This is a genomic window from Chromobacterium sp. W521, assembly GCF_052805975.1.
Genome location: NZ_JBRBAF010000014.1, coordinates 17,644 through 34,431 on the forward strand (window position 1 = coordinate 17,644; position 16,788 = coordinate 34,431).

General features: G+C 64.9%; 12 protein-coding genes, 1 pseudogene and 2 riboswitches. Of the genes and pseudogenes, 3 read left to right on the plus strand and 10 right to left on the minus strand.

From position 1 onward, the window contains the following. Window positions 1-65: 65 nt before the first annotated feature. From argE to ACUXV1_RS19780, 4 genes are read right to left on the minus strand one after another with little or no spacing between them, the layout of a single operon-like run. Window positions 66-1,238, minus strand: coding sequence for an acetylornithine deacetylase (gene argE, locus ACUXV1_RS19765; protein WP_446016278.1), 1,173 nt, complete (start codon window positions 1,236-1,238; stop codon window positions 66-68). Next, a complete protein-coding gene (locus ACUXV1_RS19770; protein ID WP_446016279.1) occupies window positions 1,238-1,912 on the minus strand; it encodes a DUF1028 domain-containing protein in 675 nt (224 codons plus the stop codon). Before ACUXV1_RS19770 ends, argE begins: the two co-directional genes overlap by 1 nt. Beyond that, entirely contained in the window at window positions 1,909-2,331 is a 423-nt protein-coding gene (locus ACUXV1_RS19775) for a RidA family protein (RefSeq protein WP_043638800.1), read from the minus strand. Before ACUXV1_RS19775 ends, ACUXV1_RS19770 begins: the two co-directional genes overlap by 4 nt. An 11-nt stretch (window positions 2,332-2,342) precedes the next feature. Continuing rightward, entirely contained in the window at window positions 2,343-3,611 is a 1,269-nt protein-coding gene (locus ACUXV1_RS19780; RefSeq protein WP_446016280.1) for a flavin-containing monooxygenase, read from the minus strand. Window positions 3,612-3,709: 98 nt separating this feature from the next. On the opposite strand from ACUXV1_RS19780, the gene ACUXV1_RS19785 reads away from it, so the two are divergent. After that, a complete protein-coding gene (locus ACUXV1_RS19785) occupies window positions 3,710-4,615 on the plus strand; it encodes a LysR family transcriptional regulator (RefSeq protein ID WP_446016281.1) in 906 nt (301 codons plus the stop codon). Window positions 4,616-4,855: 240 nt separating this feature from the next. Here the strand turns inward: ACUXV1_RS19785 and ACUXV1_RS19790 are convergent, their stop codons facing one another. From ACUXV1_RS19790 to ACUXV1_RS19800, 3 genes and pseudogenes are all read right to left on the minus strand, one after another. Beyond that, window positions 4,856-6,241, minus strand: coding sequence for an aspartate aminotransferase family protein (locus ACUXV1_RS19790; protein WP_446016282.1), 1,386 nt, complete (start codon window positions 6,239-6,241; stop codon window positions 4,856-4,858). A 46-nt stretch (window positions 6,242-6,287) separates the two neighbouring features. Further along, window positions 6,288-7,600: pseudogene (locus tag ACUXV1_RS19795) on the minus strand (APC family permease); the annotation flags it as partial. Window positions 7,601-7,761: 161 nt separating this feature from the next. Next, window positions 7,762-9,261 (minus strand): aldehyde dehydrogenase, encoded by a 1,500-nt coding sequence (locus tag ACUXV1_RS19800; RefSeq protein WP_446016283.1) that lies wholly within the window; start codon window positions 9,259-9,261, stop codon window positions 7,762-7,764. Between the two features lie 165 nt (window positions 9,262-9,426). Here ACUXV1_RS19800 and ACUXV1_RS19805 point away from each other — a divergent pair, with 165 nt between their 5' ends. Continuing rightward, entirely contained in the window at window positions 9,427-10,206 is a 780-nt protein-coding gene (locus ACUXV1_RS19805; RefSeq protein ID WP_446020089.1) for a helix-turn-helix transcriptional regulator, read from the plus strand. Window positions 10,207-10,246: 40 nt separating this feature from the next. On the opposite strand, the gene ACUXV1_RS19810 is transcribed toward ACUXV1_RS19805, so the two are convergent. The 3 genes from ACUXV1_RS19810 to purU all read right to left on the minus strand — a co-directional run bounded on the left by ACUXV1_RS19810 (window position 10,247) and on the right by purU (window position 15,296). Continuing rightward, window positions 10,247-10,981, minus strand: coding sequence for a trimeric intracellular cation channel family protein (locus tag ACUXV1_RS19810; RefSeq protein WP_231138216.1), 735 nt, complete (start codon window positions 10,979-10,981; stop codon window positions 10,247-10,249). 197 nt (window positions 10,982-11,178) lie between these two features. Next, window positions 11,179-11,361: riboswitch (glycine riboswitch) on the minus strand. A 1-nt stretch (window position 11,362) separates the two neighbouring features. Continuing rightward, a riboswitch (glycine riboswitch) is annotated at window positions 11,363-11,449 on the minus strand. 282 nt (window positions 11,450-11,731) lie between these two features. Further along, window positions 11,732-14,335, minus strand: a complete 2,604-nt coding sequence (locus ACUXV1_RS19815; protein ID WP_446016285.1) for a DUF3141 domain-containing protein — start codon at window positions 14,333-14,335, stop codon at window positions 11,732-11,734. 94 nt (window positions 14,336-14,429) lie between these two features. Next, window positions 14,430-15,296 carry a formyltetrahydrofolate deformylase gene (purU, locus tag ACUXV1_RS19820; RefSeq protein WP_337883531.1) on the minus strand — a complete coding sequence of 289 codons (867 nt, stop codon included), beginning with the start codon at window positions 15,294-15,296 and terminating at the stop codon, window positions 14,430-14,432. Window positions 15,297-15,527: 231 nt separating this feature from the next. On the opposite strand from purU, the gene ACUXV1_RS19825 reads away from it, so the two are divergent. Beyond that, a complete protein-coding gene (locus tag ACUXV1_RS19825) occupies window positions 15,528-16,781 on the plus strand; it encodes a sarcosine oxidase subunit beta family protein (protein ID WP_194426579.1) in 1,254 nt (417 codons plus the stop codon). Window positions 16,782-16,788 lie beyond the last annotated feature (7 nt).

Here is a 16,788-nt window from a genome sequence, read left to right on the forward strand (position 1 = left end):
GTGGCGAGATGTAACCGTGGTAGGCCCCCGCAAGCGCGGGAAGGTTCCGGCGTGGCGCATTACGGTCAGGGAACGGGCTCGCTAAGCCGCTGCCTCAGGACGGCAAGCAGCCTGTCGCAGGCGCTCAGTTGTTCCAGCGCCAGCCATTCGTCCGGCTGGTGCGCCTGGGTGATGCTGCCGGGGCCTAGCACCACGGTGGGGATGCCTACTTGTTGGGAGAACAAGCCTGCTTCCGTACCGAAGGAGACCTTGGCCGGCGCGCGGGTGTCGCCCAGCAGCGATTGCGCGAAGCGCACCACTTCGGCGTCCGGCGCGGTGAGCAGGCCGGGGTAGGCGCTGCGTTCGGTGAAGACGATGTCGGCGTCGGGGTCCACCGCGCGCATGGCGGGCAGTAGTTGCTGGCGGGCAAAGTCCATGATGGCGGCCAGCAGCGTTTGCGGCTCGTCTTCCGGCAGGTGGCGGATTTCAAATTCGAATTCGCTGTATTCGGGAATGATGTTGAGAGCGCTGCCGCCACGCATGGCGCCCACATGAAGGGTGGTGTGAGGCGCGGGATATAACGGGTCGAACGGACCTTCCGTTGCGCGCTGTCGCGCCAGTTGGCGGATGAAGACGATGAGCTCCGCCGCGTATTCCACGGCATTGACGCCGGCCTGGGGCAGGCTGGAGTGTCCGGCCTTGCCGCGAAGGTGCACTTGATAGGCGAGCTTGCCCTTGTGGGCGGCCACCACGCGCATGAGCGTGGGCTCGCCGACGATGCCCATTCTGGGCAGCGTCGGCAGCCCGCCCAGCACGTCCAGTAGTCGACGCACGCCGATGCAGCCGATTTCTTCGTCGTAGCTGAGCGCGATGTGCAGCGGGGTGCGCAGCCGGGCGGCGGCGAAGTCCGGCACGGCAGCCAGCACGGCGGCGATGAAGCCTTTCATGTCGGCGCAGCCGCGGCCGTAGGCGCGTTGGTCTCGCACTTGGAGGCGGAAAGGGTCGCTGTTCCAGGCTTGGCCGTCCACCGGCACCACATCGGTGTGGCCGGCCAGCATCACGCCGCCCTGGTCCGCGGGGCCGATGGTGGCGTAGAGGTTGGCCTTGCTGCCGTCTTCGTTGGCAATCAGCTGGCTGGGGATGCCCCAGCCGGCCAGGTAGTCGCGCACGAAGTGAATCAGTTCCAGGTTGGAGCGGTGGCTGACGGTGTCGAAGCCGACCAGCCGTTTCAGCATGGCCAACGAGCTGTAGCGTTGCATTATGGGTCTCCCGCCACGCCATAGCTGGGCGCATGCTGCGGCGATCGCGCTCGGGTAAGGTAGGCGTCCATCTGCGGCTGGTAGCGCCGCCACAGCTCGGCCAGTTCCGCCACCGGCTGGCCGTCGCTCCAATCTATGCGCAGGTTGATGGCCGGCCATGCGGTATCGCCAGTGGCCAGCAGGCCGGCGGAATGGATGGGGCCGGCTTCTCCTCCCGCGTCCACAGCGGCTTGCAGCGCCGCCAGCAGGCGTTCCGGCAGGCCGCCGTTGCCGGCTTCGTAGGCGGCTACCATGGCTTGGGGCAACTCGGCTGTTGCCAGCAGGTTGCCGCCGGCGGCGCAGTCTCGGCCAGTGGCGGCGCCATGCAGGCCCAGCGCATGCCGGCCGGTGATGACTTGCGGGCGGCCTTGCAGCGGGGACAGCACTAGTTGCCGCCATTCCAGGTGAGGATCCGCCGAGCGCAGGGCTGCGCTCAGCGCGGCATCCCCGCTGCCGGCAGCCATCAGGTCCAGCGCCAGCGGGCCGAGCAGCGGGTTGCTCACGTTCTGGCTCAGCGCGGCGCCCACGCCGGCGCGCACATGGGCGCAACGGCTGGCCACGCAGATGCTGGAGGAGGCGATGGCGACGCCCACCATGCCGCTGTCCTGGCAGCGGGCCGCGATGGAGAAGGTCATTGGCGGCGCTCCTCGGGGATGACGGCGGTGACGTCGATTTCCACTAGCCACTCCGGCCGAGCCAGCGCCGACACCACCAGGCCGGTGGATACCGGGTAGACGCCTTTCAGCCATCGGCCCACCACCAGATAAACGGCTTCCCGGTAGCGCGGGTCGGTGAGGTAGATCACGATCTTGCAGATATCGCCCAGTTCGCTGCCGGCTTCTTCCAGCAGCAGCTTCACATTGGCCATCGCTTGTTCGGCCTGGGCGGCCACGTCGCCTATGCCTACGGATTCGCGGCTGTCCAGGTCTTGGCCAATCTGGCCGCGCAGAAACACGAGATTACCGGCCACCACGGCCTGGCACAGGTCGTTGTCCAGGTTTTGCTCCGGATAGGTTTCCCGGGTGTTGAACGGGCGGATGCGGGTGTGGGTCATGATGGTGTCCTTTAGCGGGCGGCGCGCTGGCCGGCGTCCCGGTAGGCGGCGTATTGGCGTTGGGTGGCGATGTGATCGGCAATGAAGCGGGCATCGTGCCATACCCCCCAGAGGAAGGAGGAGCCGCGGTGGGACAGCCAGGGCAGGCCCAGGAAGTAGACGCCGGGCTCGCTGGACACGCCGCGCTGATGTTGCGGCTGGCCTTGGTCGTTGAACGCCTGGACTTGCAGCCAGCTGTAGTCCGTGGCGAAGCCGGTGGCCCAGATGATGCTGGCGACGTCGGCCGAGGCCAAGTCCAGCTCCAGAGTGGGCTGGGTCACGCATTCCGGGTCCGGCAGCATATGGCGCGCGGCCGGCTCCTCCGGCAGATCCAGCCGGTTGCGTTGGATATAGGCGTCCGCCGCCGCCAGCAGAGCCAGGTAGTTAGCATCGCCGCGGGCGAGGTTGTCGGCCAGGTCAGGGGCGAAACGGGCCACGCCGCGTTCAAACGATTGGGTGCTGCCCAACAGGGTGATGCCTTGTTGCGCCAGCGCACGGAAATCCACGGTGTGGCCGCCGCGCGCGCCGCTGACGGCGATGGTCACGTGGGCGGCGTCCGGTTTGGGGGCGGTGGCGGTCCATTCGCCCAATACGCCCAGCCACCAGCAGAAGTCGCGGTTACGGTAGTTGCGCGGGGGGCGGTTGTGGGCGCCGACGGATAGATAGACGCGTTTGCCGGCGCGTTGTAGTTCGTCGGCGATCTGTACGCCGGAGGAGCCGGCGCCCACCACCAGCACCGCGCCCTCCGGCAGCTGTTCCGGCTTGCGGTAGTCGGCGGAGTGGATTTGCAGCAGCGGTTGGTCCTTGGGGGCGATAGAGGGAATGACGGGTTTTTGGAAGGGACCGGTGGCGGCTACCACGCGTGCGGCTTCAAACGCGCCAGCCGAGGTTTCCGCGGTGAAACCGGCGCGGTCTGAGTTGCGGCTGACTTTCAGCACGTCCACTCCGGTCCGGATGGGCGCGTTGAACTTCCTGGCGTAAGCCTCGAGGTAATCCGCCACCCGCTCTTTGGGCGCGAAGGCGTCCGGGTCCAGAGCGGCGAATTCCAGGCCGGGAAAGCGGTCATGCCAGGCTGGGCCGTTGCAGACTAGTGAATCCCAGCGTTGGCTGCGCCAGCGTTCGGCGATGCGGTGGCGCTCCAGTACGATGTGGGGCACATCGTTGCGGCTCAGGTGTTCGCTGATGGCGATGCCGGCTTGGCCGCCGCCAATGATCAGCGTGTCTGTTTTTTCGATTGTCATCTTGACGCCTCCTGTTACGTGCTTGACAAGGGGCAGTCTACGAAGCCAGTCTGAATACGGAAAATAGTTATATCTTCTGCATTGGATAATTTTAAGTTATGCAATATACCCTGAGGCAATTGGCTTATCTGGTCGCTGTGGCGGATCATGGCAGTGTCACCGCGGCGGCCAAGGCGCTGCACACGTCGCAGCCCGGCGTATCCAGCGCCATCGCTCAGTTGGAAGAGGTGTTCGGTCTGCAGCTGTTCATGCGCCACCACGCGCGCGGCGTGTCGCTGACGCCAGCCGGGCGCAGCTTCATTGCCGCCGCGCGTCAGTTGTTGAAGCATGCGGAGGATTTGACGCCGCAGGCGCAGGAGATCAGCCAGTCCTTGCGCGGCAGGGTGAAGCTGGGTTGTTTCTCCACTATCGCGCCCATCTTGTTGCCGCGGCTGTTGTCCGCTTTGCGCGACGCTTATCCCGAGCTGGAGGTGGTTTTGCTGGAAGGCGACGCCCAGCAGTTGCGGGAGGCGTTGGCGGACGGGCGGATCGAGCTGGCTTTGGCCTATGACCTGGGTTTGCCGGAGAGCTTGCACAAGCTGCCGCTGTCCGGCGCGCGCCCTTATGCCTTGGTGGCGGCGGATCATCCTCTGGCCCGGCGCGGCGCGGTGTCGCTGGCGGAACTGGCGGCGGAGCCCTTGGTGTTGCTGGATCTGCCGCACAGCCGCGAGTACTTCCTGTCCTTGTTCCGGCAGCAGCGGCTGGAGCCGAAAGTGGGGCTGCGCACCATCAATTTCGAACTGGCGCGCGGGTTGGTGGCGGCGGGGTTCGGCTATGCCTTGCTTAATTTGCGGCCGGAGGTGGATATGGCTTACGGCGGCGGCAAGCTGGCCTGTCTGGATATCGCCGACGAGGTGCCGCGGCTACCCATCATGCTGGCCTGGCCGCAGGCCTTGAGGCTGACGCGCAAGGCAGAGGCCGTGCGCGAGCTGTGTTTGCAATTATTGGGCAGCGCTGCCGGCTGAGAACGTGTTTACGATTTCGCGAGCAAGGGCGAGACAAGGCGAAAACGGCTGAGAAAGCGGAGTGTACACACAGTGCATGAGCTTTTTGAAGGCGTGCTCACCAGGCGACATCGGTTGATGCAACGCTGTTCCAAGCGGCCATGGCTTGGTGTGGCGGGTTTCTCGTCAGATTGTTTAGGGTTCCAAACGAAAAGGCCAGGCAGCAGCCTGGCCGCCCCTTCCGCCCGCTCATGCGTCCATCTAGCGCGCCCCTATCTCCTCCGCGGTGTGATCCACTGCGATGCGGGTCTTGTCTATGAGTTCGTCTATCTCGCTGCGGCTGATCACCAGCGCCGGCGCCATGATCATGCGGCCAAGCGTGGAGCGTATGATCACGCCCTCATCAAAACCTATGCTGCGGCAGCGCCAGCTGATGTCGGTTTCGTCGGAGAAACGCTGGCGTGTGGTTTTGTCCCGGCAGAACTGCAAGGCGGCCACTAGGCCTACGCCCTGGATTTCACCCACCAGCGGGTGTTTGCCGAACACTTCGCGCAGGCAGGCTTGCAGATAGGGGCCGGTGTCCGTCCTGGCGCGCTCGACTAGGCCTTCGTTTTGCAGCACGCCCAGGTTGGCCAGCGCCACGGCGGCGGCTACCGGGTGGCCGGAATAGGTCAGGCCGTGGGCGAAGACGCCGCCTTGTTCCACTAGTGTTTCGCCAATGCGGCGAGACAGCACCAGGCCGCCCATCGGGATGTAGCCGGAGGTCAGGCCCTTGGCGATGCTGAGCGTGTCCGGCTGAAAGTTGAAATGCTGGTGGGAGAACCATTCCCCGGTGCGGCCAAAGCCGCCTATCACTTCGTCAGCGCATAGCAGCACGTCGTACTGGCGGCAGATGCGCTGGATTTCCGGCCAATAGCTGTCCGGCGGGAAAATCATGCCGCCGGCGCCCTGGAAGGGCTCGGCCACGAAAGCGGCCACCTTGTCGGTGCCCAGCGCCAGAATCTTGTCTTCCAGCTCTTGCGCGCATTGACGGCCAAACGCTTCCGGGCTGAGTCCGCCGCCGTGGGCGAACCAGTATGGCTCGCCAATGTGTTCCACGCCGGGGATGGGCAGGTCTCCCATCTCGTGCATGAACTTCATGCCGCCCAGGCTGGCGCTGCCCACGGTGGAGCCGTGGTAGCCGTTGTGGCGGCCGATGAAGATTTTTTTGTCCGGCTTGCCCATCACGTCCCAATAGCGGCGCACGCAGCGGATCAGCAGCTCGTTGGACTCGGAGCCGGAGTTGGTGTAGATCACGTGGCGGTAGTCGCCGGGCAGCAGGGAAAACAGCCGTTCCGAGAGCTCGTTCACCGCCGGGTGGGTGGTGTGGAAGAACACATTGTAATAGCTGAGTTGTTGCAATTGCTGGGCGGCGGCGGCTATCAGTTCCTGCCGGCCGTAGCCCACCTGGGTGCACCATAGGCCGGACATGCCGTCCAGATAGCGCTTGCCGTCCGTATCCCATAGATACACGCCCCGGCCTTCGGCTATCACCCGCGGACCTTCCTGGTTCAGGGCTTTCTGGTCGAGAAAGGCGTTGATGTGGTGGGTGGCGTCTAGTTGCTGGTAGTCGCGGGTGCTGCGGCGGGGCATGGCGGTCGTGTTCATGCTGGTCTCCTGATGAGGAATGCTCCGGGCTGAGCCCGGCTTTCGGTTATTGGCGGGTCAGTGCCTGGTCCAGTGATTCCGGGCTGAACAGCGGTTTGCGCATCACCAGCTTGATCCACAGGACGGCGATCAAGGACACGATGCCGAGCACGATACCGGCGCTGGCGAAGATAGCGACGCTCATGTCCGGACTGGGAGACACGTGGTAAATGGCGATCAGCATGCCAACGATGCCCAGGCATTGCGGCAGTGGGTAGAACGGGGTTTTGAAGGGGCGATCCAGTTTGGGGTAGCGGCGGCGCAGGGCTATCACGTCCAGGTGGCAGATAATGTAGGCCAGGAGCCAGGCGATGGCCGCCGCCAGCAACAGCCGGCCGATGGTGTCAGGGTCGTCGCCCATCAGCAGCACCGGCGCGCCGGTGATCAGGGCGACGAACAGCACGGCCACCCATGGGGTGCGGTAGCGCCGGCTCAGCTGTTTGAACTGGGGAAAGACCTGGCCGTTGCGCGCCATGCCGTACAGCATGCGCGGCACTGCCGCCAAGGAGCTGTTGAGAGTGCTGCAGGTGGCGGTGAAGGCGATGACCACCACCGTCAGCTTGCCGGTCTGGCCCAGCAGCGCGGTGGCGTATTCGAGGTGTGGCAGCGGTGCGCCAGTCAGGGTGGCGCGCGGCAGGTGATAGAGCGCGCCCACGCAGTACAGGGCGATGGTGATGAAGATCACGCTGAGGCCCAGCATCATCGCCAGCGGGATATTGCGTTCTGGGCGGCGGGTTTCCTCCACCAGCGGGCAGGTGAACTCTGCGCCGACAAACCCCAGATCGCCAGTGCTCCCAGCGTCAGCACGCCAACGCCCAGAGGGTTCCAGTCGCTATTGGCGGCCTGGGCAAGGGCGGGAGGGCCGTCGCCGCTCAGTGCGGTGGTCCCCAGCGCCAGCAGCGCGATGATCATCACCAGTGTCAGCGCCGATTGCAGGCGGGCGAACACATCGATGCCCAGCAGATTGAGCAGGGTGAAGATCAGCAACACGCCGTAGGCGACGCTGTTGAGGGGAAAGACGCCGGGGTAGACCTGGTTGACAATGCGGTCCAGCAGCAGGAGCTCAGCCGACAGGGCGAACATGGCCACCACCACATAGCCGGAAAAGGTGGCCAGGATGGCGGGGAACTGTCCCAGGGCCACTTCGGTATAGCTGCTGAGGCTGCCTGCGCGGGGAATCATCAACGCCAGCTCGGAGAAGGATACGGCGTAGCAGAGCGCCAGCAGGAAAGCCATGCTCAGCGGGATCAGAAATCCGATGCCGGCCATGCCGGCGCCTTGCAGCATCAGTACCATGACGCCTTGGGACACAACGAGGCCGATGGCGACGGCGAGCAGCGGGGGGAGCCCGAGGCTGGCGCGAAAGGGGGCGGAGGAGCGGGCGGCGGCCCGCGGCGGAGCAAGGTGGGCTTGCGGCTTGTGCATGGTGTGTCTCCTAATTGTCTTGTTGTGGTGACTCCGGGACGGCCGGTCTCAGGCGGCTACTCGTTTTGTAATTGCACCCAGGTGGTTTTGAGGTGGGTGTAGTGGTCGATGGCGTGGAGCGAGAGGTCGCGGCCAAAGCCGGACTGTTTGCAGCCGCCAAACGGCAAACCGGGATCCAGGGCGTCCACGGTATTGACTGAGACGGTGCCGGCGCGTAGCCGACGCGCAAGACGATGGGCGCGCGACAGGTCCCGGGTCCAGACCGAGGCGGCCAGCCCGTAACGGCTGTCGTTGGCGATGGCTACGGCCTCGGTCTCGGTGTCGAAGGGAATGACGGCCAACACCGGGCCGAAGACCTCCTCGCGCGCCAGCGCCATGTCCGGCCGGACCTCGGTGAAGATGGTGGGGCGGATGTAGCAATCGCTGCCGTCTATGCTGAAGCGCTCGCCCCCGCAGAGCAGGCGCGCGCCTTGGCGGCGGGCTTTGTCGATGTGATCCATGATGCGCCCGGCCTGGCGGGCGTCGACGATACTGCCGCTGCGCGTGGCTGGGTCTAGGGGATTACCGGGTTGCAGGGCGTTCGCCTCGCTCAGCAAGCGTTCCAGAAAATCGTCCGCAATGGAGCGTTGCAGCAAGAGGCGGGAATTGGCGGAGCACACCTGGCCCTGGTTGAAGAAAATGCCGAAGGCCGCGTGTCGGGCGGCGGCGTCCAGATCGCAGTCGTCGAATACCAGATTGGGGCTTTTGCCGCCGCATTCCAACGCGACTCTTTTCATATTGGAGTCCGCCGCGTAGCGCAGGAAAGCTTTGCCCACTTCGGTGGAGCCGGTAAAACTCAGGCTATCCACGTCCGGGTGCAGGCCTAGCGGCCGGCCCACCTCTTCACCAAAGCCTGGCAGCACGTTCAGCACCCCGTCCGGCAGGCCGGCCTCGCGCGCCAGTTGGGCCAGACGCAATGCCGACAGCGGCGATTGCTCGGCCGGCTTCAGGATGACGCTATTGCCGGCCATCAGCGCCGGCGCCAGCTTCCACGCGGCCATGTCCAGCGGGAAATTCCACGGGATCACCGCCGCCGCCACGCCCAGCGGTTCGCGGGTGACCAGGGCCAGCGCGTTATCCGCCCCGGGGGCTACCTCGCCGTACAGCTTGTCGGCGGCTTCGGCGTACCAGTCGAACACGCCGGCGGCGCCCGGCACATCGATATTGCGCGCATCCGCGATGGGTTTGCCGATGTCCAGACAGTCCAACAAGGCCAGTTCGTCGGCGTGCTCGCGTATCAGCGCGGCCAGTTTTTGGAGCAGGGCCTTGCGTTGGCGCGGGTGGCGGCGCGACCAGGCGCCGGATTCGAAGCTGGCGCGGGCGGCCCGCACCGCCAGTTCAACATCCGCCTCGCCGCAGCGGGCGATTTCGGCCAACGGCCGGCCGCTGACCGGGCTGGTGTCGGTGAAGGTGCGTTGGTCTGTGGCAGGGACGAACTGGCCATTGATGAAGGCCTGGCACGGCGGGTGCAAATCGGCGGCGCGGCGTTGCCAGTAGGACAGATCTTGCAAGGGCATGGCGATCACTCCTATTCAACCAGCGCGACGAGTGGAGAGGGGTGTTCACATGGTGGCTGGTCTTGTCGCGCAAGGTGAAGCCATACTAGTCAGCCCCTTTCGCGGTGGATATCACGCGAAAGCGTTAGGGCCGTGGGTAAAACTAACCTGATCGAGGTAGCTGGCATGCAGCTGAATGTGGCGGACTTGGTTTTTCACCAGCAATTGGGACGTTTGCTGGGGTGCGTCGACAATGCGGCCTTTTGGCAGCAACTGGCCGCGTTTCTGCGAGAACACCTGAGTTTCGATACCTGGGTGGTGTTGCTGTTTCGCCAGGAGGCCCCGCCCTTGGTGCTGGCGGATCACGCGGCGAATTACGCTCATGACGATCTGTTCGCCGACTACAGGCGTGGCCTCTATCTGCTGGACCCGTTTTACGGCTTTGCGCTGAAGTGTCCGGCGGCTGGCGTGTACCGGCTGGACGAGGTGGCACCGGACCGTTTCAGGGAAACGGAATACTTTCGGCGTTACTTTTCGCGCAATGTGGTGGCGGATGAAATCCAGTTCCTGCAAGCGCTGCCGGAGGGGGTGCTGTCCCTGTCGCTGGGCTGCAAGCATCGCTTCAGCGAGCAAGATCTGGGCGTCTGCAATCTGTTTGCTCCCTGGTTGCTGCCCTTGTCACGGCTGGCCGCGCGTCTGGACGAAGGGCGGCATCAGCCGGCTGCGAACCCGGGCAGGCAGAGCCGCCGGCAGTGGGAGGAGGCGCTGCGCTCGCAGGGTTCCTCGCCGCTGACCAAGCGCGAGGTGGAAGTGGCCTTGCTGATACTCGGCGGCCACTCTACCAAGGGCGTGGCGCGTGAACTGGGCATTTCACTGGAAACGGCCAAGGTGCATCGTCGCCATCTGTACGCCAAGCTGGGCGTTTCCAGCCAGGCGGCCTTGTTCCTGCTGCTGGCGGATATTTGATCCCGATGCCGTGGCGTAGCGGTGAAACAGCTAGGGTTAGTTAATGCAGGTCGTGCCGGTACATGAACACCGGCAGCCGCCATTCGCGCCAGATGGCGGCCAGGCGGATAGTGAGGCCGACGGCGAAGCTGGCCAGCACGTTGAGATCATGCGGCACGCCCAGCTTGATCAGGCCCAAGTAGAGCAGGGCCACGGCGAAGGAGACGCTGGCGTACAGTTCCTGACGGAAGACCACGGGCACGCGGTTGCACAGCACGTCGCGCAGGATGCCGCCGGCAATGCCGGTGATCATGCCGGCCATCACCACCACTACCGGATGGTAGTCCATGGACTGGGCCACGCCGCAGCCTATGATGGTGAAGGCGATCAGGCCCAGCGCGTCCAGCACCAGGAAGACGCGGCTGAGGCGCTTCATGTAGCGGGCCACGAACACGGCGGCCAAGCCGCCGGCAATGACGAGGCCGACGTATTCCGGGTGTTGGGTCCAGCCTATCGGGTATCGGCCCAGCACGATATCGCGCACGGTGCCGCCGCCCAGGGCGGTGAGGAAGGCGATGACGGTGACGCCGAAGATGTCCATATTGCGGCGGCCGGCCGCCAGCGCGCCAGTCATCGCTTCCGCGGTGATGGCGATCAGATAGATCAGGGTAAGCATGTAGTTGCAGTGGTCAAACAGGCTGGCGCCGAGGTGAGCGGCGAAGCCGGGTGGGAAAATAGGTTGGCAATGGGCGGGCCATGCCAGGTGGCGCACAGCCTGGGCAAGCGTTTCGAACACGGGTTTTCCTTGAGAGCTGGTGCACGATCTGCTGCGCTTCGCGAGACGCTGCGGCTATCGCTTCGAAATGCTCATGTACCAGGAGTACATTCCGCTTTCTCAGCTGTTTTCGCCTTGTCTCGTCCTTGCTCGCGAGATCGTGAACACGTTCTGAGCATGGCCGGCGAGCCGCGCATGAGCGCGGCGTTGCCGGCATTGCCTCTCCCCTTGTCCTTTTACCTGAGAGTTAGATGACGGGCGCTGCCTGTGTGCGGGCTTTGCCGGGCGTCACTTGCCCCTTCGGTGGGCGGCTAAGGGCCGGTTGCATAATCTGACGCGCTGTCGCTGAAGCGTAGCAGATGATGAACGGGCGCTTAGGGCCTCTCTCCAATCGGCTGGTATCCATGGGCTGCGGTACTGTGGCCTGAGCGATTATGGGAGTTTGCGTCTTCGGCGGGGGCGTATGCCCCTCTCTCCCGCAGCAGGCAAGGATATTAGCGTTTGCTGTATTGTTCAGTCAACGACTGTATACATGGGGGAAGGCAAAAATGTTGCAGTGCGCCATCTTCACGAAAACGCTCGGACGGCGGCTTGGCTGTCCGGGCGTTTTTGCGCTGGCTGGTTCTTAGAACCTGTTTACGATCTGCTGCGCTTCGTGAAGCGTTGCACTGTGAGTACAAGCTCAAAATGCTCATGTACCACTCGTGCATTCCGCTTTTTCGCTCGTTTTCGCCTTGTCTCGCTCTTGCTCGCGAGACCGTGAACAGGCTCTTAGTTGCTAGGCGTCTTGGGCTTGGCCGCGCCGTTGCCGGCGGCGGGTTTGCGCGTGGCCGGGGCTTTGGCGGCAGGCGCTTTGGCGGTTTTGGCCGCCGTGGGTTTGCTTGAGGCCGGCTTGGCCGCAACCGGCGTGCTGCTGGCGGTTTTGGCGGCGGCGCTGGGCTTGTCGGCGGTCGCTGGTTTGGCTGCGGACTTGGCGACAGACGCTTTGGCGGTTTTGGCCGCCTTGGGCTTGCCTGAAGCCGGCTTGGCCGCAACCGGCGTGTTGCTGGCGGTTGTGGCGGCGCTGGGTTTGTCGGCAGCCCTTGCTTTGGCCGGGGCTTTGGCGACCGCTTTCCTGGCCGGCGCGCTGGCCTTGACGGCGGGGGCCGGAGCGGGAGCGGCTGCGGTTGCCGCTATTGGCTCGGTGGGCGGAAGGATGGCCGGGGCCGCCGGCGAGCGGGTGTCCAGTTGCAGCGCGTGGGCCACTTGGTCCAGCCGCTGTTGTTGTTCCGGAGCGATGTCGCCGCTGAGCGCCAGCAGTTCGTGCGCCAGCTGCCAGGCTTGGCGGCGGCGGTGCTCTTCCGGCAGCAGCTTGGGCAGGCCGGCCAGCGCGCGGGCTTCGTCCAGCCGCACCAGGAAGACTTGCTTGCGGGCGATTTCTTTCAGCTGCATCAGGGTCAGCGGGTATTCGTGGCGGATGTCGCGCATGATGCGACGGATGGCGTTGAACGGGCGCTCGTCTATGATGCCGCGGCCGATCGCCACGTAGGTGAGCAAGCGCACGAAGCCGTCTGCCAAGGTGCCGGTTTCGTAGGCGGGGTCCAGCGTTTGGCGCTTGAGTTGCAGCCGTTCCCGTTTCTCCCAGCTGTCGCAGCGGGCGGCGCGGGCTTCGCGGGCCGGCTGGACGCCCACGATGGAGGCCAGCCACGGGGATTCGTACACGGCTTTGAAGCAGTGTTCGGTGGCGGCGTCGCGCAGGTCGCGGTAGCGGTCAAGGCTTTGCGCCATCCAGCCGGACCATTGTTCTTGCAGCCGCCACAGCGGGTTGTCCACGCTCACGGGGTGGCGATGGGCGCGCACGTATTCGGCGGCGGGCTTGAGCCAGCTGAGCCAGGGGTTGAGCGGGGAGATCAGCGTGCGTTCCAGCCGAGCCGGGTTGAGCTGGCGCTGGCATTGGGCGCTGGCTTCGCTGCTGACGGCCTGGAGCACGGGGGAGATGAAGCGGTTGTAAATGCCTTGGTTGATCTCGGAGACGCGGCGCACCACTTCAAAGGCTTGCTCGTCTTCGCGGCCGTCGTCCAGGGCCAGGATGTCGGCCACTTCGCGCGCTTCAAAACGGATAATGTAGCGGCCTTTGATGTATTCCTGACCGGGGGTGCCGGGGGCCACGTCTTCGATGATGGCTTCGTACAGGCCGGGGGCCAGCACGTCGATCAGGTCCAGCGCGCTGGCGAATTCGCTGTGTTCGCGATTGGCGATGCCGGCGGAGACGAAGATGCCGAGGTGGCCCACTTTGTTGTGCAGGCAGTAGATGATGGTTTGTTCGTTGTCGCGGATGTCTTCCGCGTTCTCGTACAGGTCGGGTATCCAGTTCAGCGCCTGTTGCGGCGGGGTGATGTTGTCGCCCCATGAGGCGAACACGATGATGGGGGAGCGGATGTTGCGCATGTCCACGCGGTGCTGGTCGCTGCTGACGATCTTGCCTTCCACCAGGTGGTTGCCCACGAACAGCTGCTGGGAGATCCATTCCATTTCCTGCTTGTTCAGCAGGTAGTGGCCGCCCCACCAGCGTTCAAAGCCCAGGAAGCGTTCGCGCTCGGTGTCCACCTTGGCGTACAGGTTGTAGGGCTTCTTCCATAGGGTGTTGGCCGGGTCCAGCTTTTCAAAGTTGTTGACCAGATGGGCGCCGTCGAACTTGCCGTTGCCCAGGTCGCCGGCCAGCGAGGCGGTCCAAGTGCCGCCCATCATGCCGCCGGAGTAGCGCATCGGGTTTTTGCCGGTGACGCCGGCCCAGTAGGACAGCGGGGTGCCGGCCAGCAGGATGGGGCCGAACAGTTCCGGCGCCACGGAAGCGAGCATGGCCAGCGCCCAGCCGCCCTGGCAGTTGCCGATGACGAAGGGTTTGCCGTCGCTGTCCGGGTGCAGTTCGTTGACTTTGCTGAGGAAGACGTATTCGGCGCGGCTGACGCTTTCTATGGTCTGGCTGGGCACCGGTTGCGGGAAGAACATGATGAAGTAGCAGGGGTGGCCCTGCTGCAGCGCAATGCCGATCTCGCTGTCCATTTTGAAGCCGCCGATGCCGGGACCGTGGCCGGCGCGCGGGTCAATCACCACAAAGGGGCGCAGCGCCGGATTGGTGGCCGGGCAGCCGGCCGGCGGCAGGATGGCGGCCAGCGCGTAGTTGGCCGGGTCCGGCAGGCCGCGGCCGTCCAGAATGATCTTGTAGTCGAACACCAACACCGGCGGTTTGCCGCTTTGCACGTGCCGCAGGTAGTCCGCGCCGCGGTCATGCAGCACGTCCCAGTAGAGGATGCTGCGCTCGCAGGCGTCGCGCCAGTAGTCGGCGACCGGGTTGGAGGAGAAGAGCTTGGACCAGACGGCTGTTTGCGACCACATACGGCACCTCTTGGTTGGTATGACGGATAACTGGCTACTGTACCCTCCTTTTGTTGCGTTGCAATAGACAAAGTTCCTATTAGGCGCCCAACTGTCAGCGCAACACCACAGTGCGTCGCTCTACGATGAAGACGCGTTGCTCCAGGTGGCTGCGCACCGCACGCGCAAGCGCCTGGCATTCCATGTCCCGGCCGACGGTCTGCAATTGCTCCGGGCTGTAGGCATGGTCTACCCGTTCCACCACCTGTTCGATGATCGGGCCTTCGTCCAGGTCGTCGGTGATGTAGTGGGCGGTGGCGCCTATCAATTTGACACCGCGTTCGTGTGCCTGCTGATAGGGCCGAGCGCCCTTGAAGCCGGGCAGGAAAGAGTGATGGATATTGATGGCGCGGCCGGCCAGCCGGGCGGCGGTGGCGCTGGAAAGCACCTGCATGTAGCGGGCCAGCACCAGCAGCTCCGCTTGGCTGTCGTCGATGAGTGACAGCAGCGCCGCTTCCTGGCGTGGCTTGTTGTCCGGGGTGAGCGGCAGATGGTGGAAGGGCAGGCCGTAAGCCTCGGCAATCGGAGCGAGGTCGCGGTGATTGGAGACCACGGCGACCACTGTCATGTCCAGATCCCCCATTTTTTGGCGATAGAGCAAATCGTTCAGGCAGTGATCCAGTTTGGACACCATGATCAGCACCCGCGCGCGTTGGCTCCGGTCGTGCAGCCGCCATTGCAGGTCTTGATAATGGCCGCCCATTCGCGCCATGCCGTCGGCCAGCCGCGCCGGGGCGAAGTCCGGCCGCTCCGGGTGGAATACGCAGCGCACAAAGAAACGCCGGCTGCGGGCGTCGTCGAACACGGCCAGTTCATCGATATAGCAGCCTTGCTGCTCCAGCAAGGCGGAGAAGCCGGCCACCTGGCCGGAGGCGCTGCGACAGGCGAAGCTGAGCACGTAGGAGGGGGCGTTTGAGGTCATTGGCGTGTCCTGGGTTGTTGGGCGGCATGTGCCAATCTAGGCCGTGTCCCGCGCGCACGCTGTTCGCCATGCGTCCGCTTTGCGTGGATTTTGGACATTGCCGTGTCGCGTGCGGGCAAGAGACCGTCCTTTCCAGCCAAACGCACCGTCGGCGTCGCCCTGAGAATGAGGCCTTCCTCAACCTCGACAGCAGCGGCGCGGGCCCATGGCGGCCCGGCGGCGGGAGCGCAGATGGCAAACCGATATTCGCTGTGGAGCCTGATCCGGCAAGGGCTCGGGCATCACCAGGGCTGGCAGCCGGCCTGGCGCAGCCCTCAGCCGGAAACCAGCTACGACGTCATCATCGTCGGCGGCGGCGGCCACGGCCTGGCCACCGCCTATTACTTGGCCCGCATGTATGGCGTCCGCAAGGTGGCGGTGTTGGAAAAAGGGTATCTGGGCGGCGGCAACACTGCGCGCAACACCACCATCATCCGCTCCAACTATCTGTGGGACGAATCTTCGCGGCTGTACGAGCACGCGCTCAAGCTGTGGGAGGGCCTGTCCCAGGAGCTGAACTTCAACGTGATGTTCAGCCAGCGCGGGGTAATGAACCTGGGCCACAGCCTGCAGGACATGCGCGACATCGAGCGCCGGGTCAACGCCAATCTGCTCAACGGCGTGGACGCCGAGGTACTGACCCCGCGGGAGATCAAGGAGCGGGTGCCCTTGATTGCCATCGGCGGCGACGTCCGCTATCCGATTCTGGGCGCCAGCTACCAACCGCGAGGCGGGGTGGCGCGCCACGACGCGGTGGCCTGGGGCTTCGCCCGCGCCGCCAGCGAGTTGGGCGTGGACATCATCGAGGAGTGCGAGGTCACCGGCTTGTTGATCGAGGGCGGCCGGGTGCGCGGGGTCCAAACCGGGCGCGGCGAGATCCGCGCCGACAAGGTGGGCTGCGTGGCCGCCGGCAACAGCGCCGTGCTGGCGCGGATGGCCGGTTTGCGCCTGCCGCTGGAAAGCCACCCCTTGCAGGCTTTTGTGTCCGAATCGCTGAAACCCTGTCTGGACACGGTGGTGATGTCCGGCGCGGTGCATGGCTACATCAGCCAGTCGGACAAGGGCGAACTGGTGATCGGCGCCGGCATCGACAGCTATCTGGGTTACGGCCAGCGCGGCAGCCCGCATGTGATCGAGCACACGGCGGCGGCCATCGTCGAGTTGTTTCCATCCTTCTCGCGGCTGCGGATGAACCGTCAGTGGGGCGGCATCGTCGACGTGTCGCCGGACGCCTGTCCCATCATCGGCAAGACCCGGATCCAGGGCTTGTATTTCAACTGCGGCTGGGGCACCGGCGGCTTCAAGGCCACGCCGGGTTCCGGCCATGTGTTCGCCCACACCATCGCTCATGACCAGCCGCATCCGCTGAACGCGGCTTTTTCGCTGGAGCGCTTCGCTTCCGGCCGCTTGATAGACGAACACGGCGCCGCCGCCGTGGCGCATTGAGGGAGAC